This window comes from Bacillus sp. AFS001701 (genome assembly GCF_002559405.1).
In the GTDB taxonomy this organism is placed as follows: Bacteria; Bacillota; Bacilli; order Bacillales; family Bacillaceae_G; genus Gottfriedia.
This window is the reverse complement of sequence record NZ_NTZO01000043.1, coordinates 1-23,257: the sequence shown is the minus strand read 5'-3', so window position 1 is coordinate 23,257 and position 23,257 is coordinate 1. Positions and strand designations below refer to the sequence as shown.

22 protein-coding genes, 2 pseudogenes and 1 riboswitch are annotated in these 23,257 nt (G+C 35.0%); of the genes and pseudogenes, 16 read left to right on the top strand and 8 right to left on the bottom strand.

Going from position 1 to position 23,257, the window contains the following annotated elements; all coding sequences use genetic code 11:
- Window positions 1-130: 130 nt before the first annotated feature.
- The 3 genes from CN514_RS04300 (at window position 131) to CN514_RS04290 (ending at window position 4,419) form a co-directional block, all read left to right on the top strand.
- Window positions 131-1,840, top strand: coding sequence for an NAD-dependent malic enzyme (locus tag CN514_RS04300; RefSeq protein ID WP_098231536.1), 1,710 nt, complete (start codon window positions 131-133; stop codon window positions 1,838-1,840).
- Window positions 1,841-2,113: 273 nt separating this feature from the next.
- On the top strand, window positions 2,114-3,715 hold the full coding sequence (gene dcuS / locus CN514_RS04295; protein WP_098231535.1) for a DcuS/MalK family sensor histidine kinase: 1,602 nt from the start codon (window positions 2,114-2,116) through the stop codon (window positions 3,713-3,715).
- Window positions 3,712-4,419, top strand: a complete 708-nt coding sequence (locus CN514_RS04290; protein WP_098231534.1) for a response regulator — start codon at window positions 3,712-3,714, stop codon at window positions 4,417-4,419. Before dcuS ends, CN514_RS04290 begins: the two co-directional genes overlap by 4 nt.
- Window positions 4,420-4,616: 197 nt before the next feature.
- Here CN514_RS04290 and ycaC read toward each other — a convergent pair whose 3' ends face one another.
- Both ycaC and CN514_RS04280 read right to left on the bottom strand, forming a co-directional pair.
- On the bottom strand, window positions 4,617-5,261 hold the full coding sequence (gene ycaC / locus CN514_RS04285; RefSeq protein ID WP_097976051.1) for an isochorismate family cysteine hydrolase YcaC: 645 nt from the start codon (window positions 5,259-5,261) through the stop codon (window positions 4,617-4,619).
- 138 nt (window positions 5,262-5,399) lie between these two features.
- A complete protein-coding gene (locus CN514_RS04280; RefSeq protein ID WP_098231533.1) occupies window positions 5,400-5,957 on the bottom strand; it encodes an NADPH-dependent FMN reductase in 558 nt (185 codons plus the stop codon).
- A gap of 273 nt (window positions 5,958-6,230) precedes the next feature.
- Between CN514_RS04280 and CN514_RS04275 the strand changes: the two genes are divergently transcribed.
- Window positions 6,231-7,067 (top strand): alpha/beta fold hydrolase, encoded by an 837-nt coding sequence (locus tag CN514_RS04275; protein WP_098231532.1) that lies wholly within the window; start codon window positions 6,231-6,233, stop codon window positions 7,065-7,067.
- 239 nt (window positions 7,068-7,306) lie between these two features.
- On the opposite strand, the gene CN514_RS04270 is transcribed toward CN514_RS04275, so the two are convergent.
- Both CN514_RS04270 and CN514_RS04265 read right to left on the bottom strand, forming a co-directional pair.
- Window positions 7,307-8,242 (bottom strand): DMT family transporter, encoded by a 936-nt coding sequence (locus tag CN514_RS04270; RefSeq protein WP_098231531.1) that lies wholly within the window; start codon window positions 8,240-8,242, stop codon window positions 7,307-7,309.
- 151 nt (window positions 8,243-8,393) lie between these two features.
- Window positions 8,394-9,017, bottom strand: coding sequence for a nitroreductase family protein (locus CN514_RS04265; RefSeq protein ID WP_098231530.1), 624 nt, complete (start codon window positions 9,015-9,017; stop codon window positions 8,394-8,396).
- Window positions 9,018-9,152: 135 nt separating this feature from the next.
- On the opposite strand from CN514_RS04265, the gene CN514_RS04260 reads away from it, so the two are divergent.
- A complete protein-coding gene (locus CN514_RS04260; protein WP_098231529.1) occupies window positions 9,153-10,493 on the top strand; it encodes an aminotransferase-like domain-containing protein in 1,341 nt (446 codons plus the stop codon).
- Here CN514_RS04260 and CN514_RS26355 read toward each other — a convergent pair.
- Window positions 10,464-10,850 (bottom strand): annotated as a pseudogene (locus CN514_RS26355) (DUF899 family protein). The gene CN514_RS04260 and the pseudogene CN514_RS26355 sit on opposite strands and share 30 nt — an antisense overlap.
- 525 nt (window positions 10,851-11,375) lie before the next feature.
- Between CN514_RS26355 and CN514_RS04245 the strand changes: the two are divergent.
- From CN514_RS04245 to CN514_RS04225, 5 genes are all read left to right on the top strand, one after another.
- Window positions 11,376-11,699: a PadR family transcriptional regulator gene (locus tag CN514_RS04245; protein WP_098231526.1), complete on the top strand. Its 324-nt coding sequence runs from the start codon at window positions 11,376-11,378 to the stop codon at window positions 11,697-11,699.
- Between the two features lies 1 nt (window position 11,700).
- Complete coding sequence (locus CN514_RS04240; RefSeq protein WP_098231525.1) at window positions 11,701-12,063, top strand: DUF1048 domain-containing protein; 363 nt, start codon at window positions 11,701-11,703, stop codon at window positions 12,061-12,063.
- Between the two features lie 18 nt (window positions 12,064-12,081).
- Window positions 12,082-12,426, top strand: a complete 345-nt coding sequence (locus CN514_RS04235) for a DUF1048 domain-containing protein (RefSeq protein ID WP_097976037.1) — start codon at window positions 12,082-12,084, stop codon at window positions 12,424-12,426.
- Between the two features lie 82 nt (window positions 12,427-12,508).
- Window positions 12,509-13,267 carry an ABC transporter ATP-binding protein gene (locus CN514_RS04230; protein WP_098231524.1) on the top strand — a complete coding sequence of 253 codons (759 nt, stop codon included), beginning with the start codon at window positions 12,509-12,511 and terminating at the stop codon, window positions 13,265-13,267.
- Between the two features lie 2 nt (window positions 13,268-13,269).
- Window positions 13,270-14,034, top strand: a complete 765-nt coding sequence (locus CN514_RS04225; protein ID WP_098231523.1) for an ABC transporter permease — start codon at window positions 13,270-13,272, stop codon at window positions 14,032-14,034.
- 198 nt (window positions 14,035-14,232) lie between these two features.
- Here the strand turns inward: CN514_RS04225 and CN514_RS04220 are convergent, their stop codons facing one another.
- From CN514_RS04220 to CN514_RS04210, 3 genes and pseudogenes are all read right to left on the bottom strand, one after another.
- A complete protein-coding gene (locus CN514_RS04220) occupies window positions 14,233-14,679 on the bottom strand; it encodes a YndM family protein (protein WP_098231522.1) in 447 nt (148 codons plus the stop codon).
- 135 nt (window positions 14,680-14,814) lie between these two features.
- A pseudogene (locus CN514_RS04215) lies at window positions 14,815-15,203 on the bottom strand (cupin domain-containing protein).
- Window positions 15,204-15,332: 129 nt separating this feature from the next.
- Entirely contained in the window at window positions 15,333-15,884 is a 552-nt protein-coding gene (locus tag CN514_RS04210) for a DUF3231 family protein (protein ID WP_098231521.1), read from the bottom strand.
- Window positions 15,885-16,163: 279 nt separating this feature from the next.
- On the opposite strand from CN514_RS04210, the gene CN514_RS04205 reads away from it, so the two are divergent.
- The 6 genes from CN514_RS04205 (at window position 16,164) to CN514_RS04180 (ending at window position 22,988) form a co-directional block, all read left to right on the top strand.
- A complete protein-coding gene (locus tag CN514_RS04205; RefSeq protein ID WP_098231540.1) occupies window positions 16,164-17,597 on the top strand; it encodes a flavin monoamine oxidase family protein in 1,434 nt (477 codons plus the stop codon).
- Between the two features lie 346 nt (window positions 17,598-17,943).
- Window positions 17,944-18,050: riboswitch (SAM riboswitch) on the top strand.
- Window positions 18,051-18,222: 172 nt separating this feature from the next.
- Window positions 18,223-19,272, top strand: a complete 1,050-nt coding sequence (locus CN514_RS04200) for an LLM class flavin-dependent oxidoreductase (RefSeq protein WP_098231520.1) — start codon at window positions 18,223-18,225, stop codon at window positions 19,270-19,272.
- Between the two features lie 15 nt (window positions 19,273-19,287).
- On the top strand, window positions 19,288-20,244 hold the full coding sequence (locus CN514_RS04195) for an ATP-grasp domain-containing protein (RefSeq protein WP_098231519.1): 957 nt from the start codon (window positions 19,288-19,290) through the stop codon (window positions 20,242-20,244).
- A gap of 256 nt (window positions 20,245-20,500) precedes the next feature.
- Window positions 20,501-20,872, top strand: coding sequence for a histidine phosphatase family protein (locus CN514_RS04190; RefSeq protein ID WP_098231518.1), 372 nt, complete (start codon window positions 20,501-20,503; stop codon window positions 20,870-20,872).
- 75 nt (window positions 20,873-20,947) lie between these two features.
- Window positions 20,948-21,937, top strand: coding sequence for an aldo/keto reductase (locus tag CN514_RS04185; protein WP_098231517.1), 990 nt, complete (start codon window positions 20,948-20,950; stop codon window positions 21,935-21,937).
- Between the two features lie 343 nt (window positions 21,938-22,280).
- On the top strand, window positions 22,281-22,988 hold the full coding sequence (locus tag CN514_RS04180) for a hypothetical protein (protein ID WP_098231516.1): 708 nt from the start codon (window positions 22,281-22,283) through the stop codon (window positions 22,986-22,988).
- Window positions 22,989-23,257: the final 269 nt, after the last annotated feature.

The window sequence follows — 23,257 nt, the reverse complement described above, 5'->3', positions numbered from 1 at the left end:
TTACTTTCTGCTTTTTTTAGTTACAAAAAAGGGTTTTTAGTTAAAAAAATACTGGGATAAGGAAAATTTTATTAAGATGATTTCGGTATTGTCTAAAATAGCTAATTTAAGATAGAAGGAAGGAAACACCATGAATGTACTTGAGAGTGTACCTGAGAATGTTATTCTAACTACAATAAAAGGAAAAGAAGTTCTATCTAATCCTTTTTTGAATAAAGGAACAGCTTTTACGAAAGAGGAAAGGGAAGACCTTGGTCTTGAAGGTCTGTTACCGCCACAAGTAATAACCCTTGATGAACAAGTTAGTAGGGTCTATGAACAATATTCGATGCGGACGACCAATCTGTTCAAAAACGGGCTGCTTTATGATTTATATAACCGTAATGTTGTCTTGTTTTACCGTCTTTTGAAAGAACACCTGGCAGAAATGCTTCCGATCATCTACACTCCAACTGTTGGCGATGCAATCCAATCATACTCCCATAGATACCGTCGCTCAGATGGCTTATATCTTTCCATTGATAATCCTGAGGGTATTGAAAAGTCATTTTATAATCTTGGAAAACCCAAAAATGGTATTGATTTAATCGTAGTGACTGACTCTGAAAGCATTCTTGGTATTGGGGACCAAGGGATAGGCGGTATTAATATTGCGATTGGTAAACTTGCTGTGTACACCGCTGCAGCTGGTATTGATCCAAACCGTGTTCTACCAATCGTGTTGGATGTTGGCACGAACAATGAGGCTTTGATTGCAGATCCTATGTATATCGGCAACAAATTTGCTCGTGTCCGAGGTGATCGTTATGATCAATTCATTGAGTTATTCGTTCAAACTGCAAGAAAGTTCTTTCCGGAGGTTCTCATTCACTGGGAGGACCTTGGCAACGTTAATGCGCGAAAAATCTTGGATAAATATGGTGACAAAATCCTTACCTTCAACGATGACATCCAGGGGACAGGTGCTGTTACTCTTGCTGCTATTATGTCTGCTTTGAACGTAACAGGAGAATCCTTGAAGGACCAGCGCATTGTTGTCTTTGGACCAGGGGCTGCTGGCATCGGTAACGCAGACCAAATGGTAGATGTCATGGTTCTAGAAGGATCAACCAGAGAAGAAGCCTTTGATCGTTTCTGGGCTGTAGACTATCGGGGTCTACTAACAGATGAAACACCAGATGTTCTGCACTTCCAGAAGCCTTATGCAAGAAAGGTGGATGAAGTTAAGGACTGGGATAAGAATGAGGAAGGAATCATTTCATTAATGGAAGTAGTTCAAAGGGTGAAGCCAACAATCCTGATTGGTACTTCAGGACAAGCCGGCGCTTTCACTGAAGAAATTATTAAAGAAATGGCTAAGCACGTTGAGCGTCCTATCATCTTGCCTATGTCCAACCCTACTGCATTGACTGAAGCAGTACCGGAAAACCTGATTAAGTGGACCGATGGCAAGGCTCTAATTGCAACCGGCAGCCCGTTTGCAAATGTAGAATACAAAGGTATTTCCTATGAAATTGGACAGTCGAATAACGCATTTGTATTCCCAGGCTTAGGCTTGGGGGCTATTGTGGCAAAAGCTGAAGTGATCTCAAAAGGAATGTTTGCAGCTGCTGCTTATGCGGTTGCAAGTATGTCTGACACCAGTAAACCTGGAGCTTCCCTGCTGCCATCCATTGAAAAGCTACATGAAGTCTCAAAATACGTAGCCGTTGAAGTAGCCTATGCTGCTATAAACGAAGGAATTGCAAGAGCAGATATTCAAGATGTTGAAACTGCGATTGAAGAAGCTATGTGGAAAGCTGAGTATAAAGAAATTAAGAATATAGCTAAAGAAGTATAGAAGTCAAGGGGAAAGCTAATAAAGTTAGTCCTTAATAATAAAACAGAGCCTAAATATTGGAAAAAAATAAAGATGGAGCAATAGTTTTCGTTGACTCCATCTTTATTTCTTTACCATACCTTGCTTAACAAAATTGTGGCGGGTGAAATTTTACTAATAAGTTGATTTAATATAGAGACTGCAAAGCTCTTCCAAGAGAGCTTTGCGGTCTCTTAGTATGTAATGGATAAACCTTATTCATACTATCATTAAGCAGTTAACCTGGAGGAGATTATGAAAAAGGGCAGATTCAGTTTACAAGCCATCATCATTATTTTTGTATGCCTTGTTGTTGCTTTATCACTAGGTATAACCGATTTGCTAATCAGTAAGAGAATTACCTCCAGTGTGGAAGAGACACAGAAAGAAAAGGTACTCAATATTGCAAAAATCATTTCTCTTAACCCGCAAGTGATTGGGTCTCTCGAGGGGAAAACAAATTCGACAGAAATAGAAGTTTTTGCTAATCAAATAAAAGATTTAACGCATGTTAACTTTGTTGTCGTCATGGATATGAATGGAATCCGGCTTTCCCATCCGGATCCCAGTGAAATTGGAAAGAGATTCAGGGGAGGAGATGAAGGACCGGTCCTTCGAGGGAAAGAGTATGTATCTATCTCAAAGGGGATTCTCGGCCCTTCCATGCGGGCATTTACACCAATAAAGAATTCAAAAGGAAAACAAGTCGGCGCTGTTGCTGTAGGGATTTCTTTGGAAAACGTAACGAATGCTGTACATAAAGGTCGGATGGGGATGATGATTGGGACAATAATCGGAATATTAATCGGGGTAACTGGTGCGGTGGGCTTGGCCAAGTTTATCAAAAAAATCCTATTGGGCCTCGAGCCGTTCGCTATTGCAAAGCTGCTTGAAGAGCGGAGTTCCATGCTCCAGTCTGTGCGTGAGGGAATTATAGCGATTGACCAAGAAGGAAAAATTACCCTTGTAAACAGGGCTGCCCAAAAGCTTTTTAAAAAAGCCGGCCTAGAAGGGAATCCAAAAGGACTCAAAATAGAAGATTATTTGCCTGAGACCCGCTTAACCCGTATTTTGCAGTCTGGAGAAACAGAGGTTGATCAAGAACAGGATTTGCATGGAGTTACTATTTTGGTAAACAGGGTGCCGGTAGTGGTGGATAATCAACCGGTTGGAGCAATCGCTACATTCCGTGATAAAACGGAAGTTCAGTTATTGGCCGAACAGCTCACTGGTGTGCGCAATTATGCGGATGCCCTCCGTGCCCATGCCCATGAATTCATGAATAAGATGCATGTTATTCTTGGCCTTGTCCGTACCGAACAATACGACACACTTGCGAACTATGTGAGTGAAACGGTTAACCACCGGGAAATGGAAATGGGTTTTGTAACCAAGAATGTCCAGGATCCAGTTCTAGCAGGATTTTTGATTGGTAAACTAAGCTTTGCAAGAGAATCAGGTGCATCACTATCATTTGAATGCTCCAATAAGATTCCCCAGTTTGTGAACCTGGGAATCACGCATGAACTCATAACGATTATTGGAAATCTCGTCGATAATGCAATGGAAGCGATAGCGAACAGTCCTGTCAAAAAAGTTGACTTAAAGCTTGATTACGCAGAGGATATTTTAACAATTGAAGTTAAGGATACAGGGATGGGAATGACAAATGAAATGCAAAATAAAATATTCGATAAAGGCTTCTCCACGAAAGGAGATAACCGCGGGGTCGGACTATATCTTTTAGCTAAAGGTATTGAAAGACTAGAAGGGGACCTAATCATTTCTTCTAAGCCGGGAAAGGGAACGAATTTTGCGGTTTATATACCTTATAAAGCAGAGGATGAAAAGGCATGATCAATGTAATGATTGTTGAAGATGACCCTATGGTGGCGGAAATCAATAAACGATACCTTTCTAAAATTGGTGGTTTCCGTTTGACTACAGTAGCTAGTTCAGTTGATGATGCTATCCTTTTACTTAGAAAGGAAGATATACAGCTTATACTTCTGGATATTTTTATGCCGGGCAAACAGGGGTTAGAGCTATTGACGTTCCTCCGGAAAAATGAAATTGAAGTCGATGTAATCATTATTTCGGCAGCATCGGATCTAGAGCGAATCAAAAAGGCATTAAGGTACGGCGTTGTCGATTATTTAATAAAGCCTTTTGAATTTGAAAGGTTCAATGCTGCTCTTGTCAGCTATCAGCAAAAGACCCGGTTTACCGATAAACTGGAAGCTGTCAGCCAACAAGAGCTCGATAATTATCTTTTACATAGGGATGAAATTGCAATAGTTGAAGAGCTCCCAAAAGGGTTGACAAAGGATACTTTAAAGCAAGTATGGGAAGCAGTTCAGGAATTGAAAGAGGTACCGTTTTCCACCGAAGAAGTGGCAAATGTTGTGGGCATTTCAAGGGTCTCAGCGAGAAAGTATCTGAACTTCTTAAAGGATTTAGGAATCCTTGATGTCAAGGTTATATATGGGACAATCGGAAGACCTGTTTACCAGCATGAATATAACCAAATTAACGAGTACTTAATAAAAAACTTTCTGTAAGTGTTTATACCGAAATTAAGTGTAGAAGCCAGTGGTTCTCTCTATTTATAATTTGCTTAAGTAATAGCAAATTATAAATAGAAAATGGTAGCGTGGGTGCTTATGCCTGCGCTACCATTTTACAGATTAACCAAAGTAAACGTCAGATGAACTTTACTTCCAATTAAAAAAAGCGCTGATTAAATCAGCGCTAAAATTCATACGTTTTGTTTACTCAGATTTCGTTGAGCTGCCATATAGCTTCCAATTATATTCTGATAACCTGGAAGATTACTAGCAAGTAAATTACCAAAACCTTCGACATCGTTGCGCCAATCGCGTTGTAATTCGCACGCTACACTAAACCAGTTCAAAAGTTGCACGCCACTATGTGCCATTCGCGTATTGGCCGCATCTGCAACTTGTTTGCTAAAAGTGCCTGAAGCATCAGTTACAGCAAATACTTCATACCCAGCTTTTATAGCGGAAAGTGCCGGGAAAGCAACGCAAACATCCGTAACTACGCCTGCGATAATAAGTTGTTTTTTTCCAGTTTCTTCGATTGCTTTTACAAAATCATCATTATCCCATGCGTTAATTTGTCCAGGACGAGCTATTTTTGGCGCGTTAGGAAAAAGATCAACTAATTCTTGCATAAGTGGTCCATTAGGCCCGTTTTCAAAGCTTGTTGTTAAAATAACTGGTAAATCAAAAAACTTAGCAGTGTGAGCAAGAGCCAAAACATTATTCTTGAATTCATCAACACCATAGTCACGCACTAGTCCAGCCATCAGACCAGTTTGATGATCTACTAAAAGAACGACAGCATCATCCTTATTAATACGAGAATAGAGATCAGACATTATGTATTCCTCCTAAAAATTAAGTAATCGATGAAAGTATAAAAGCTGAAATATTATCAAATTTCAACGTTTGTTACAATCAGTTTCTCAAAAATCAGAAAAAAGTTAGACTGATTTTTAAAATATTTGGTCCTTCTATTAATCTAAAACAGAAGCTTTATCTATCCAATTTATAAATTGTTGTAAATAACGATGAAGATATCGTTTTGTTCGTTCGTCAGTAAGTACTTTATGATCTGCATCGATTTTTTCATGTACTTGGGAAATCAGCATTTTTTGAAATGGAAGAACATGAGCTTGCATAGTTTCTAGTATTTCTCTGATTTGTATTTGAGCATATACAGTACCTAATCCCCCAGGAGTTGCACCAATTAAACCAACCGGTTTTCTACTAAGAACAGCGGATTCCCGAGGTCTTGAAGCCCAGTCCAATGCATTCTTTAATACGCCTGGAATTCCAGAATTGTACTCTGGACTGACAATAATGATACCGTCAACGTCCTGGATAGCAGACTTAAATGATGTCACTGCTTCTGGTACACTTGTTTCTAAGTCTTCATTGAATAGAGGTAGCTCATTAATCTCGATCCAACGGAATTGATGGGAATCAGCCATCGCTGTTAATGATTGAGCAATGATTCGATTATAAGAGTTTTTTCGTAAACTACCACAAATAAGACCTATTGTTTTAGCCATATATATCCTCCTTTTGTCAAAATCACCCTAATATTACCATAATATACCAAAATATAATAAGTGGCTTTATACCTAATCTTCAGACTATTTAAATTGTAATCTAATCTATTAATGATTTGATATTTTTGGAATAATTTTACAATTTTGATAGAAGGTAATATAATAATCCTATAAACTTTAAAAAATAGTTTAAATGTTTTAGAGTAAAGAGTTTTTTTGATCAGGTAGTAAGAATACAGGTTTAATAATGAAAATTCATGGGAGGTAATTTAGATGGCAAAATTTACTGTAGGTAATGAAAATCATGCTCCAATTGAACTTTATTATGAGGACCATGGTTCAGGGAAACCTGTTGTCTTAATACATGGTTGGCCCTTAAGTGGACGCTCTTGGGAATATCAGGTGCCAGCTCTTATTGAAGCAGGTTACAGAGTCATAACATATGATCGTCGAGGCTTTGGAAAATCATCTCAGCCGTGGGAGGGATATGAATATGATACATTTGCTTCTGATTTACATAAACTGTTAGAACATTTAGATCTTCAAAATGTCACACTTGTTGGTTTTTCTATGGGTGGAGGCGAGGTAGCTCGATACATTAGTACGTATGGAACAGATCGTATTGAAAAGGCTGTTTTTGCTGGAGCAGTTCCTCCTTATTTATACAAATCAGAGGATCATCTTAAAGGTGCATTAGATGATGCAACAATTGAAGAATTCAAAAGTGGTGTAATAATTGACCGCCTTGCATTTCTTGATAAATTTACGAAGGGATTTTTTGCGGCGGGTAATCAAACAGATTTAGTTAGTGAGCCATTCCGTTTGTATAATCGGGATATTGCAGCTAGTGCCTCACCTAAGGGAACGCTAGATTGTATAACGGCCTTTAGTAAGACAGATTTTAGAAAGGACTTGGAAAAGTTCAATATACCTACTCTTATCATTCACGGTGATTCTGATGCAATCGTACCTTTTGAGTTAAGTGGAAAACGTACATATGAGTCCATTCCTGGCAGTAAGCTGGCTTTAATAAAGGGTGGTCCGCATGGATTAAATGCAACTCATACAAAAGAATTTAATGAAGCTTTACTAACATTTATAAAAGACTAATTAATATAGTTTTTATATAAGCGAAAACAAGCAGGTCCTCGATTATTAAGGACCTGTTTATTTTCACGTATAAACTAAATATTAATTATTAAATCATTTATTTATTTCACGTTACTCTATCTAAAACATTACTTGAAAGAGAAAAAGCTATTATGTTTTTTTAATATAAAGATTTAGTATCTTAGTTAGCAACTTGAACTTCATCTAAATTGTTATCAAAATTTTTATGAATAATAAATTTACATATTTATTTTACGAATATGCTTATCTAGGATTACTTTCTTATTAAAGTAATTTACAGCAACAACCCCAAAGATAATAAGAAAACTACCAATTATATGATAATAATGGAATGACTCTTTGAGATACAGAATACCAACTAAAATTGTAATAAGTGTAGATAGATTTTGAAATACACTTATCTGAAAAGTCGGTAATTTTGATAAAGCATAATTTGAAAGAAAGGATGTACCTAAAGAAGAAAAAATCCCTAAATATAATATAGCAATTATAAAATCATTGTGTTTAAGAGGCTGGATAAATTGTTGAATTGTTCCATTCCTTAAATGCAGAAATAGAGTAATTCCGTTAAATACAATAAACCCAATAAGAGTAATGAAATATGTGATCGTAAATAATGAATATTGTTGAAGGAGTTTTTTTGTTAAAACATTATATATTGAGTTTGCTAACGCTGATAATAAGATTAAGATACTACCTACGATACTAGTATTAATGTTCTTAACTCCATTCATATACATAATATACATGACCCCAAGAACAGAAATGAATATCGCAATTTTTTGTACAATTGTTGATGATTCATTTAATAGTAAGCTGGCTAGTAGCAAAGTAAATATTGGAACTGTAGCCTGTATAACACCTGCTTCAGAGGAGGTTGTATGCATTAGTCCAAAAATTTGCAATGAGAAAAATAGTACTGGATAAAATGTGGCAAGAAATGAAATTTTAATTAAATCACCTCTCTTAATCCTAATACTTTCTTTTTTAAAGATTAAAATGATTGTGGCAGCAAGCCAGGCAATTGTAAAACGATGTGCTAGGGTATCAAGTGGCGATGCTATTGTTAACGTTTGTTTTACAAAAAGAAATGATAACCCAATGATTAATGAACAAATAGTAATCGCTAAATAAGCTTTTCTATTATCGGTCATAATGTTTTCCCCCTATTAATCAGAACTGTTAATGCTAATATTATGTAAAAAAGTAATTCTTATCGAGGTAAATAATTTGTATCTGTATCGGTACAGGAGGATTCAACCATATTGTTGAAAGGAGCAGGTTTAAAAAGCCTGCTCCTTGTGATTAATGAAAAGTAATAATCTTATCTAATTCAAAACGATGATGTTCATAACCGTCTGAGTCTGCGCGGCCAAATGGTACCATAGCAGCAAAAGCTACATGCTCGGGAAGACCTAACAGTTCTTTAACTTTCTCTTCATCAAAACCCAACATTGGCACGCTAGAATAACCAAGTCCTTGAATTGCTAGTAAAAGAAAACCGAGTGCAATATTTGCCTGTGTTAGACCCCATGCTATTTTTTCCCCTTTACTCATCTTTTCAAAAACTGATGAAAGATTAGCTATTTCAATTTGCTTTCGATCTTCAGAAATACCAGGATGGATTGTTTCCGATGAACGGCTAATTGAATTCTCCATATCAACTGAAATAATTACAACTGCTGGAGCAGAGGTTACTTGTCTCTGACCATAAGCTGCTTCTTGAAGTTTTTCCTTTAGTTGAATATCCTTGATAATATGAAAATGCCATGGTTGAATATTCCATGCACTAGGTGTTAATCTAACAAGTTTGAAAATTTCTTGGATTTCTTCGTCTTGAATTGTTTCTTGAATGAATTTTCGAATACTACGACGTGATTCGATTGAATCTTTCAATGAAAGAGTTTGCTTTGTTTTTTGTTCTGGCAAAATACATCTCTCCCTATACTAAATTTTGAACCGGCCGATACTTATATTTTATGTGCTTTTTAAAATGTAACGTTTAAAAATTTAACATCTGTACCGATACAGGGAAAATATAGGATTATTTAAAGGAGTTATAAAATGCTCAAATATGAATATGTATATCAATCTTTACTTACTCAAATTCAATCTGGAGAGTTAAAAGCGGGATCAAAGATTCCATCAATACGAAATTTAGCGAATCAATTTGCTTGTAGTAATAGTAGTATCCTTACTGCACTTGAGAAATTAGAAAATCAACACCTTATTTATGCAAGACCCAAAAGTGGTTTTTATGTAGTTGAGCATAAGATGTTTATACAGCCATTTAAAACGAGTAAAATTGATTTTGCGACTTCAGCTCCTAATTGGCATTCGTTTCCGTATCAAGATTTCCAACATTGTTTAAATAAAGCAATTGATACGTTTCAAGCTGACTTATTTCGATACGGTACCAATAAGGGCTTACCATCGTTAATAAATGAGGTTGAAAAATTATTAAAATCATATCAAGTATTTACTCAAAAAAAACAAATATTTATTACTTCAGGCGTTCAGCAAGCTCTTTTTTTACTGAGTACTATGCCTTTTTCAAATAATAAAACTAAGATTTTAATAGAGCAGCCAAGCTATCATTTATACATTGACTTAGTAAAATTATATAAATTACCTGTAATAGGGATAAAGCGAACAATAGAGGGGATTAATTTACAAGAACTCGAACAAATTTTCCGTGAAGGTGATATAAAATTTTTTTATACTATGCCAAGATTTCAAAACCCATTAGGAACTTCCTATAATAAAAAAGAAAAATTAGAAATCTTAAAATTAGCTTATAAATACAATGTTTATATTGTAGAGGATGATTATTTAGCAGATTTTGAATATATGAATAAAAATGATCCACTGTTTGCAAATGATCTGCATGGCCGTGTTATTTACTTGAAAAGTTTTTCGAAAATAATGTTCCCAGGTTTACGTATTGGTATAGCAGTTTTACCTGATTCGTTAATAGAAACTTTTCAGCAATATAAAACAGTAAATGATATTGATAGTTCAATGATTTCACAAGCAGCTATAGAGCTGTATCTAAAAAGTGGTATGTTTGAACACTATCAAAAACAAGTCAGAGATAAATATCTAGCTCGTGCTCAAATACTTCAAACGTCTTTAAAAACTCATCTAATAAATTTCAAGTACGCAACCGACCACGTAATGCACAGTCATATTGTTTTGCCCAAACAAGTTGATATGACTGCATTAATTAAACAATTAAATGAACAAAATATTCAGGTGAAATCTATTAAGCAAAACTATTTAGATAACTATTTTCAAGAAAAATTATTAAAAATCAATGTTTCCAATTGTGAACCTACAGATATTGAAAAAGGAATAAGACAAATTGCTAATTCATTAAATAACATTAACAATTATTTTGTATGAACAATGATACGTATCGGTAAAGTAACCTATTAAATTACAAAAAGCACCAATTAGTAGACTGTACCCCTTATAGTAGATGATATAAAAATAGTCCTGAGAATCTAAATGATTCGAAGGACTATTTGGACTGAACATGAAATGGTGAACGATTAATTGACTTCTTTCATTAAATAGGTCTGCTAATGATACTTTACCGTTTGGACTGTCAAATATGTAAGGCTTGCTAACGGCTTCCTACGGCAAATCTCGTCTCTGCTGTGTAAGTTCATCCCGTAACTTTGTGAAGTCTTTTTCTTTCTGTAAGAGTTTTTTCCTCGCTTCAATCCATTCATTTCTTGGCAAAACTTTATGATTCATAACAACACCTCTTCATCTAGCTTTACCCGTCTATTCTTTCCGAGAAAGCTTCGCGTATTCTTTTGCTTTTTTCAAAAATAATTAAGTAATAGATATGAATTATTATCTGCTTTTATTTAGATTTCGTTTTCGGGGTAAAACAAAACATTAATTTTTTGTTAACAACTTGATAATTACACTACTTAGTGTTACTATGTAATGGTACTAAGTAATACTGAATATCTGTAATACTAAATAGTTGAAAATGTTATAAATTTATTTATAAAATGGTTCACATTTTCTCTACTCAGTAATACAATATACTATTACTAAGTAACACTGAATATCAGTCACGCTAAATAGCTGAAAAGAATTCATGTGAAAATTATCAAATGAAATCCTTGCTCCATAGGCTATTTAGATATTTTTTTTATTCAGTACTAAGTGACACTGAATATCTGTATTACTAATTAGCTTGAGAAGTGGTTTTATGTATTCAAAATAGGCCGAAAACTATTTAACCAAATTTTAAAGGAGGTGTAAGCAATGGAAAATTTAACAGAAATGCTCAAAGGTTCATTAGAAGGCTGTGTACTTGAAATCATAAGTCGAGGTGATACTTACGGCTATGAGATTACTCGACTCCTAAATGATTTAGGTTTTACAGAGGTTGTCGAAGGTACAGTTTACACGATTTTGATCAGGCTGGAAAAGAAGGAATTAGTAAATATTGAGAAAAAACGTTCTGAAATGGGCCCACCTCGAAAGTTTTATTCATTAACAGAAGCTGGTCATGAGGAATTACAGCAATTTTGGAAAAAGTGGGATTTTGTTTCATCGAAAATAAATAGCTTAAAAGGGGAGAAGTAATATGAAGAAATTTATAGAGCTAATCATTGGCGATTTAGAAAGCAAGAAGGAATACAAAGCATTTATGAAAAAAGTAAATGCCCTTCCGAAAGATTACGCATTTGTGTTTAAAAAGATTCAAAAATACATGTGGAATTTCGGATATGGATTTGGTGAAGAAATTATCAATTTGTATGAACTGTTTGAAGCAAGTTCAGCAGAAGGCAAGCATGTGCTAGATGTTACCGGTGAAGACGTGGCGGCATTTGCTGACGAATTGATGGCTCTCTCAAAACTAGATAGAGAATCAGGGCAAGTAGATTTGAAAAAAGACATTGAGAGTAGAGTAGAACAGCAAGTAAAAATATGGACGAATAAAAAATAAATTAGGGGGCTAAATATCATGATAAATTTTATCAAAAAGATACTGGATGACAAAAAAGAGTACAAAGAAATGATGGCGCGTGTGGAAGCTTTGCCTGGAAACTACTCAGAAGCCTACAAAACAATCTGCAACTATATGTGGAGTTTCGCCTCTGGAAGTGGGATGGATATGCTGAGAATCCAATATGATCTCATTGATTTGTTTGAAGCTGGTGCGGCAGATGGCAAAGACGTATTGGAAGTGACTGGTGAAGACTTGACAGCATTTGCTAATGGACTTACCGATCAAGCGAAGAGATGGGACGATAAGTTACGCAATAATTTAAACAAAAGCATTCTAGATCGTGTGGGTAAGAAAAAATAAGCGTGATATATAAAAAAATAGTTGCAGGCGCTACGACGCAGTGAAACGCGCTTTCAACTATATATATGGGAGGGAAATAATTATGAGTAATAGAGCAATTTCAGTGAAAGGGCTAAAAAAATCCTTCAAGGAAATTGAGGTTCTCAAAGGTGTTGATTTTGAAGTGGAAAAAGGCAGTGTCTTCGCGTTACTTGGGTCAAATGGTGCCGGTAAAACAACTATTATTAAAATTTTGACTACATTATTGCAAGCAGATAAGGGGGAAATCGAAGTTTGTAATGCCAACCTTCAAACAAACCCACAACAAGTACGTGAGAAAATCAGTCTAACCGGACAAAACGTTGCAGTAGATGATATTTTGACAGGACGTGAAAATCTTGATCTAGTAGCAAAACTTCGCCACTTGCCTAATCGGAAAGAAGCTGTAGAAGAAAGTCTACGTCGCTTTGATTTAGTTGAAGCTGGTAATCGTGCTCTTGCTACTTATTCAGGCGGTATGAAACGACGCTTGGATTTAGCAATGACAGTACTTGGGTCACCTGAACTTGTTTTTCTTGATGAGCCTTCTGTTGGACTTGATCCAGAAGCACGTTTAGCTTTGTGGGAAGTGATTCGGGATATGGCGAAAGCTGGTATTACCGTTTTTCTCACGACACAATATTTAGAAGAAGCCGAACAACTAGCTGACCGAATTGCGATTTTACATGAAGGAAAAATTCTTGTTCAAGGTACATTGAGTGAATTAAAAGCAATTCTTCCACCTAAAAAAGTGGAATACGTAGAAAAACAGCCGAACCTTGAGGAAATTTTCCTCGCTGTTACCGGAAAGAAAGGAGAATAGGAATGAGGGGAAACCATTTTTTCAGCGATACAATTACAATGAGTAGTCGGGTGATGAAGCATTCACTTCGAAGTATTGATACAATTATCACAACGATTCTCATGCCGATTATGCTTATGCTTGCTTTTGTCTATATTTTTGGTAGTGCAATGACAATGGATAAAGTAGATTATGTGAATTTTATCGTTCCAGGTGTGTTGCTTATGTGTATTGGAATGGGGATTTCCTATACAGCAGTTCGAGTGAACACAGACATGACTAAAGGAATCTTTGATCGTTTCCATTCCATGCCAATCGCCAAGTCATCGATATTGGGAGGGCATGTCATCTCAACATTAATATTAAACTTATTATCAGTTGCTGCAGTGATTCTCATTTCTTTTATCATGGGATTCCGTCCTCACGCTGATTTTGTGGAGTGGCTATTAGCAGCTGGTATGATCCTGCTAACCGTATTTTCATTCACTTGGATTGCAGTCGCATGCGGGCTAATGTCAAAATCGTATGAAGGTGCGAGCGTATTCTCTTATCTGCTAATGGGCTTAATGTTCGTTAGTTCTGCCTTTGTACCAACAAATAATATGGGTAGCAAGCTTCGAGCTTTTGCCGAAAATCAGCCAATGACACCAATTGCCGAAAGTGTACGTTCCCTTTTAGCTGGGCAGCCGGACTACGGTGCGATTGTAACAGCATTGTTATGGTTAGTGGTAATTGGTATTTTGTTTTATGTGATTTCGATGAAGGTATATAAAAAACGAATGAAATAAAATGAGGTAGTACAGGGTGGGGAATTCTCTTTCATTCTGTACTTTTTTCTTGGTTTATATTTTCATTAATATTAAAAAAAGAGAAACCTTAGTTTCTCTTTCAAACAGGTGATATTTGGTAAACAAGAAATACTTACTACAATCTATTAATTTTGAAGAAAAAGTATATAGAAAAATCGACTATTTTAAAAATATAGGTTATTTTTTAATTTTTTCGTCTTGTAGATCAGGAGTCAATTCTTCTGATGCCTCGGTTTGATATCGTAAATTTCCAGTTGATACATTTTCTCGATGCTCTGTATGTTTAATAACATTATGATAAACATATTTATGAAAAAAGATTTCAAACAAAGCTATGCCAATTGCGGAAATTAAAGCTGGAGTTACCATACTACCACCATATGTTAATTTTGATCCCATATACCAAATAATTAAGTATGCTAGTCCTGCATCCGCTATTGTTGCTATAGTATTATTTGTTTTGGGTAAGATCAATAGATCACCAACTATATATGCGATTACTCCTAAGACTAACGATATCAGAAATACATTTCTAAATGCCATATCGTACCCAACACCCAAAATTATATATAATAATGCAAGACAAGCAATAAATTTAATTATTAATGCTTTTATATGCTTCATAAAAATCCCTCCTGAACTTATTATGAGAAATTTATTTCACATATATTCTTTTTAAATTTAAAAAGATTTTAAGTGGAAATTTAGTATATATACGCTGTTAATTCAAATATTAGTTCTTAAGAACAATGAATACAATTACTTAGTCAATGTTCCGTATTCTTCGTCTGAAACAGATTCCAACCACTCCGGTGTACCTGCAGTTATTGCATGTGTTCAAACCAACTATCCTTTGCAGCACCATGCCAGTGTTTTACTCCATCGTGGGTAACAATCACATCACCAGCCTTTAAGAATTGAGCGGGTTTACCTTCTTCTTGGTACCAACCTTCTCCGCCGGTTACTAATAAAATTTGGAATCCATCATGATGGATATGCCAATTATTTCTACAACCAGGTTCAAAAGTCACGTTCCCAACACCAACATTCACTTTAGGATCGGCAATTAAGGTTTTAAGATAACTTTGTCCTACAAAAAATTGTGCGTAAGCTTGCTTTAGCGGTAAGTACTGATATGGGGGTACCATCTGCTTAAAGAAGTCTTATTCAATCTATTGGCTAGGAAATATGGCTTCATTTGAAATACCAAATTGCAATAAGACTGCACTAACATAAACTTAAAAAAGTCCACCTAATTTTATAGGTGGACAATTTTTTTAATGTTGTTGTTGCTTTGTTTCAAGGTGAAGAGGTGGTGGAACTAACCAACCTTTTGTTTTCATCATTTGTAGTAGTGCCGCGCCATCTTTCGCTTTTTTAGCACCAAAACTAGCAAACATAGTGCCAATATCTTCACGAATTGATTGACTCATTAATGTAGCATCAGCTGAAACTCCAGCAGCAATTCCAGCAGCAACCATGTAAGCGATTTGAGCATCTTGAAGCCTAGCACCAGCTGGAATTTGTTCTAAATCAGCTTCTGGTCGTTCTGATGGAGTAGGAGGGACTGCAATATCATTATGTAGAAGTACTTCTTCAATTTCTTTAATTGCAGGTTTCATTGAATTTTCAATTACTTGTTTTAAAAATGCTCTTAACTCTTCATCACCTGTATGGTTAATATAAACTTGATAAGTATCTACACCTGCTTTAGTAGCCGATAAGTGACTCCATAGACCGTAAACTTCGCCATAATGTAAAGGTTCATTTTGTGGATTTCCACTTAATACTCCCATTATAAATTTACTTCCTTTCTCAAATAAATTCATACTAATCTCCTTATAAAGAGGTAGGTACAAAATTATTATTGAACCATTTGAGTATTTTATACTATTTATTTAATTGAGCTAATAGGCTTTTCACTTAAATTCTTTACATTGTGTTTTTTTATTTTAACAGCTAAATGGACAGAATTTAAATTAGCTTTTTTCTTAGATATATACAAAATATAGGTTTATATTCTACATTCACTTGAAATCGAATAATGTTTATAAGATAATCTTTTTTTCAAGATGAGGTGGTATCCTTTGGTTCGAGAAGCCCTTTCAATGGAGGAAATGCTTGAGATCATTCAAAATGGATTAACTAAAACAATTTCGCCTAAGCGAGTAACCATAATTGGTGGAGGTATATCTGGTTTAGTTAGTGCATCACTTTTGAAAGAAGCAGGGCATCAAGTTACGATTATCGAGGCAAATAGAAGAATTGGTGGACGGATCTATACAAAAAGAGAGCCATTTCTTGAATACCAGTATATTGAACTTGGTGCTATGCGTATCCCTTCTTTTCATCATTTAACATTTGCATTAATAAATAAATTTAATTTACAAGTAAATGAATTTATTAATAGTACTCCAAATGATTTAATTTATCTTAATAATGTACTAACAAATCAAAAAACGTATGAATCAAATCCAGATATCTTGAAGTATTCTGTTCTCCCAAATGAAAAAGGAAAAACGGCAGTAGAGCTACTGTTAACTGCAATAGGCCCAGTGATTGATTTTATAAATCAAGATCCAGATAAAAACTGGGATATCATTATTGATAAATACGATCAATATTCAATGGAAAATTTTTTGAAATACAATCCCGTAGGAAATTCTTTATCAACTGGTGCAATCGATATGATTAAAGCAATTGTAGGTTTGGAAGGTTTTCCAGAACTTGGATTTACAGCTATATTACGAGAAGTTATAATACTTTTAACTCCGAATCTAAAACTTTATGAAATTACAGGAGGAACTGATCACCTTGTAAGAGCTTTTTTACCACAATTGAGGGACAACATTATATTGAATGAAAGGGTAACCAAAATTATACAAGGAGATTCCAATGTAACAATCCACACAGAAAATGAAATACTGACTAGACAGAGTCAGTATGAATGTGACTATGTTATCTCTACAATCCCTTATTCTTTATTTAACTTTGTTGATATTTTCCCATACGAGTCTATATCTGATAAAAAATGGAAAGTTATTAGAGAATTGCATTATGCAGATTCAACTAAAATTGCTATTCAGTTCAGAACAAAATTTTGGGAAAGGTTTGGATTGTATGGTGGAAAACTAACAACAGATTTACCAATCAAATTTTCCTATTTTCCTAGCCATGATATGGGTTTTAAAACGGGAATTATGTTAGCAAGCTACACCTGGGAAGATGATGCTGTTATTTGGGATCATATGAAAAATAATAAGCGTATTGATAAAGCATTAGCTAATCTGTCAATGATTTTTGGTGATGTAGTTTATAAAGAATTTTTAGTAGGATATTCCCACAGTTGGACGCAATTTTCATTTTCAGGTGGAGCATTTATTATGTATAAACCAAATCAACAAAAAGAACTCGGTCCCTATATCAACTCACCTGAAGGAAGAATTCATTTTGGGGGTTCGCATGCATCATCCACTCCTGGGTGGATGCAAGGGGCAATAGAAGCAGGAATCCGTACTGCTAATGAAATTAATAATTTATAAGTAGAGTGACTCACCCAACGACTCGTTGGTTTTTTTTCGTTTAATTATAGGCATATGCTAGTAAAATAGCAGAAATACGAAATTTAGTAACTCATAAAAGTTCATGAGTAAGTAAAAAAACGAGAAGTTGAAAATAACATACTCATAAAAGGTTATGGATTTCCTATAGGGTACTGGAACTATGTATTAAATACTTCGATATAATCTTAATTAAATAATTATAAAATTTTATTTTTTCTAATAAATACAACAATGAAAGAGCTTTTTTGATAAAAACGTTTAAATTCCCTTATTGACAATCTGTTTACTAGGATTTATTATTCAGTTAATGAAATTACATAACACAAACTTATCGAGAGTGACCGAGGGATCAGGCCCTATGACGTCCGGCAACCTCCTTATTAAGGAACGGTGCCACTTCCTGCAGAATGAAATCATTCTGATAGATAAGTCGAAAACAATTGTTTCCGATGCCTCTTTCTGAATGAAAGAGGCTTTTTATTTTCTGATTTATTTACATTGGAGGTTGAACATAATTCATTTTTGAGAAGAATCTCATTAAATAAAAACCCAACTTAACCAATGCGAAAACTAGACAATTTTAATGATAAAGGAGAGAATAGAAATGAAATATGGTTTTTGGTTACCGATTTTTGGAGGATGGTTACGTAATGTGGATGACGAAAGCATGCCACCGACATTTGAATATGCTAAAGAGGTCATTCAATCAGCTGAAAAATGGGGATACTCGACTACTTTAATAGCTGAATTATATTTAAACGATATTAAAGGTCCGGAGCAGGATTCACTTGAAGCTTGGTCAACAGCAGCGGCACTTGCTGCAGTGACGGAAAAAATCGAAATTATGACCGCGATTCGTCCAGGTTTTCATAATCCTGCAGTAACAGCAAAAATGGCAGCTAATATTGATCAAATCAGTAACGGTCGTTTTACGCTAAACGTCGTTTCTGCATGGTGGGCAGAAGAAGCTCGTCAATATGGCGGTATTTTTACAGAACATGATGAGCGCTATGCTCGTACAGAGGAGTTTATTGATGTCCTAAAAGGCTTATGGACAGAAGAAACGTTCAATTATTCAGGAAAATTTTACGACTTAAAGGATACGAAGCTTGCTCCAAAACCTGTTCAAAGACCAAACCCGATTCTTTATGCAGGTGGTGAAAGTGACAAAGGTAAGCAAACAATTGTTGAAAAATGTGACGCATATGTGATGCATGGTGGAACAGTTGAAGAAATCAATCAGAAAGTAGCAGATATGAAGGTACGCCGTGAACAAACTGGCAATGCACCTTTAAATTCTTTCGGTATGGCTGCTTATGTTATTTGTAGAGATACAGAAGAAGAGGCTTTGGTTGAGCTAGAAAAAATTACCACAGTGAAAGACTCAAGCGGTTATGCTGGCTTTAAAGACTTCACGACAAAATCACAATTAGAGCAACAAATCCAATTACAAGATTACTCAGTTTCAAATCGTGGTCTTAGACCAAATCTAGTAGGAACACCTGAGCAAATTGCAGACCGAATTTTACAATATGAAGAAGCTGGATTAGACTTATTATTATTACAATTTTCACCTCAACTAGAGGAAATGGAACGCTTTTCAAAGCAGGTTATGCCTTTAGTAGAACAAAAACGTAGTTTAATAAAAAGCTAGAAAGGGGATATAAAAATGAGTAAGGTATATGTAATACATGAAAACAGTGAGTGGACAATCCATTTAACAAAACGATTAGAGGAGCTTGGAGTTCCTTATGAAGAATGGCATCTAGACGAAGGTACGGTAGATTTATCAACAGAACCACCAGAAGGGATCTTTTATAGCAGAATGAGTGCTTCTTCTCATACACGTGATCATCGTTTTGCAGCAGAATTTACTGGGCAAGTATTAGCTTGGCTTGAAGCACATGGTCGTACGGTGTTAAATGGAACAAATGCTCTAAAGTTAGAAGTTAGTAAAGTTTTACAATACTTAGAGCTAAATAAGTATGGTGTTAAGACCCCAAAAACAATCGCAGCTGTTGGTAAAGAAAACATTCTTAAAGCAGCTAATGGCTTTGTAGGACAGTCGTTTATTACGAAGCATAATCGTGCTGGTAAAGGGTTAGGTGTCCAATTATTCCATAGTGTTGATGCTTTAAAAGCTTATGTCGAAGGACCGACTTTTGAAGAACCAGTCGATGGTATTACACTTATTCAAGAATATATCAAATCACCTGAAAGCTACATCACTCGTTGCGAGTTTGTTGGCGGAAACTTTGTTTATGCAGTTAAAGTTGATACTTCAGAAGGTTTTGAACTTTGTCCAGCGGATGCATGCCAAATTGGTGATTTATTCTGCCCAGTAGGAGAAGAAGTAGAAGAGAAGCCTAAGTTCCAAATCATCGATGGTTTTGATGACGAAATTTTAGAAAAGTATAAAGAAGTTCTAGCTAAAAATAAGATTCAAGTTGCTGGAATCGAATTTATCAGAAATGCTGAAGGTACTATTTTTACTTATGATATTAATACAAATACGAACTATAACTCCGATGCAGAAGAAAAAGCTGGAAAATTCGGAATGCTCGAATTAGCAGTATTTTTAAAGAAGACTTTGGAAGAAAAATACACTACAACAGCAAGGTCTTAAGAAGAACAATTTAGAATAACCTTAAAAAGCTCAAACCCAAACATAACAAAGGTTTGGGTTTTTTTGTGGTCAGTTTGTTAAACTTATTCTGGAACTAAGAGTATTAGGTAATTATTTGATAGGAATATGCTAACGATTAAAAATAATATATTGATAATATTAGATTGTAAGTTGTTATTAAGGCTAAAAAAGGTCAAATGAATTCTTACCACTTGATTTTTAAAATATGCTTTTAAGATTCAAAAGGGGGATACAAATGAAAAAGACTTTTTATTTAATGAGACATGGACAAACATTATTTAATAAAAGAAGGAAGATTCAAGGTTGGTGTGATTCACCTCTAACAGGCGACTTTTTTGTTAAGTTTGGCGGAGAAGACCAAAAAGAACTGCAACAAAGAATGGCTACTACATGTCAAAAAATAATGGAAGAAGATAATGAAGTAGTATTAGCTGTTTCTCATGGAGCAGCATTGAGAAATTTTATGAGGTATTGGGAACATAAAAGCTCTATTACACAACAAGATCGAATTGGAAATTGTTGTATCTTGAAATTTGAGTTTCAGAACAGGGAATTTAAATTAATAGAGATTATCAATCATAATTTTAGTGATGTAGTCCAGGTATAGTTTGATTTTGAGAATTTGTTTAAATAGTACGCTAAGATTAATAGATTACATTTTTCCGAAAGTGAGGATATAAAAATGGAATACACAAAACTTGGGAATACAGGATTAGAAATATCTCGACTTTGCCTTGGTTGTATGGGATTTGGGGATGCAAAACGTTGGATCCATCCATGGGTAATCGATGAGGAGAGTAGCCGTACAATCATTAAAAAGGCACTAGATTTAGGTATCAACTTTTTTGATACGGCGAATGTCTATTCAGATGGTACTAGTGAAGAATTTGTTGGAAGAGCTTTAAAAGATTATGCCAATCGAGATGAAATAGTACTTGCTACGAAGGTATATTTCCCTATGCACAAAGGTCCTAACGGTTCTGGACTTTCCCGAAAGCATATTATGAGTGAAATTGATAAAAGTCTTAAACGCCTTGGAACAGATTATGTGGATTTATACCAAATCCATCGTTGGGATTATAACACCCCGATCAAGGAAACAATGGAGGCACTTCATGATTTAGTGAAGGCTGGAAAGGTAAGATATATCGGTGCTTCCGCTATGTATGCTTGGCAGTTTTTGAAGGCTTTACATGTTGCAGAGAAAAATGGATGGACCAAATTTGTCTCGATGCAAAATCATCTCAACCTTATATACCGTGAAGAGGAAAGAGAGATGCTGCCTCTTTGTAAGGAAGAAAATATCGGCGTAATTCCATATAGCCCGCTTGCATCAGGAAGATTGACGCGTGATTGGTCAGAATCGACGCTTCGATCTGAAACTGATGATACTCAGAAATCTAAATATGGTGCCACAGAAAACACGGATCGACTTGTAGTGGAGCGTGTTGCGGAAATTGCGGAAAAACATGGAGTTTCAAAATCAAAAATTGCTCTTGCTTGGTTACTGCAGAAAGAACCAGTATCAGCGCCAATTATTGGGGCTACAAAAATTTCACATCTAGAAGATTCACTTGGTGCATTGTCGGTTAATTTAACGGCTGAAGAAGTTGCGTATTTGGAAGAGCTTTATGTTCCACATCCGGTAGTTGGTGCTTTAGGCTCTAATTAATGTCAATTTTAGTATAATGAGTTGATCCCCTATTTTCCTTAAGTGTGAAAAGGGGATTTTTTAGGCGATTTCAATTAATAGCTTTAAGATTATAAAGTATGAGTTAGTATATGTATCGTTCATATTCTTTCTAAGACTTATTTGTAGAACAATTCATAAATCAACTGTTCAAACTGTAATTTTTGCCGTTTCCAACTCAATATTTATATTGAAAATGCTTTTGTAAGAGTGCTTCTCTCAAAACTTTTGAAGTAGGCAATCATCACTTGTTTTTTTGTATCACAGTGATATATGTTGCAATATGCCGAAAAATCCTTCATATTTGTTAAAAAGGAGGTCCGTTATGCGAAGTGATATACAACCGAATGAACGAGCTTTTTCTTCCAAGGAAGTAGCAGAAGAACTGGGTATCGCAACACCTACTGTTCGAAAGTATGGTCAAATCTTAGAGCGCAATGGATATGAGTTCTTGAAAGATGGCGATCGGCGTATATTTGTTCAATCTGATATTAGAGTGCTTATAGCGTTACGCGATTCAGAAAAGCCCCTGGAAGATACTGCAAAAGACCTCGTTTTTCAACAAAAAGAAAGATTAGAAGGTTACGATGAAACACAAATTGCCATATCAGATACATATGAAAACCTACCACATGACCCTAATCAATTAAAAGAGTTCTTAAGGTTTTTAGTAAGTGAACTTGCAGCTGCACGTGAAATGAATGTTCAACTGAAAAATGATATGACAGAACTTAAAACAGCGGTTTCCAGGCTTCAACAAGATCATCATGATATAAGTGCAAATATTGGAAATTCTTCCAAAAAAACTTATAACAAAATTGAAAAATTAGCTGAACAACAAAAAATCCAATACGAGACATTAATGGAACAAGAAAAACAAAAAATGGATTTTTTACAAGAAGAAATACAAAACATGCGAGAAGAACAGAGAATAGAATGGCGATCACAGGATAACTTTAATAAACGTTTAGAAGTTGTGATCCAAAAGCCTAAAGATAAATGGGGATGGCTTTTCTCTTTATTTAGAAAATAAAGAACCTATTAAAATCTTTTTATGCTAATCTTGTAAAAATTTGATTAAAACTTTTGAATATGAATACACTAATAAGTACTTTCAGGTCGATACTTCCTAAGGATGTATCGGCTTTTTGTTTCGAATCCATTGGCTGATACAAATTGCAATTAATTCAAAAATCTTTTTTATAGTAAAAATTCTTATCCGATACAAAAAAGTCTCTAAACGATACAGCAGAAATTCCTTTGAAATAAAAAAAGTAACTTATAACTAAACAATTGTACCGC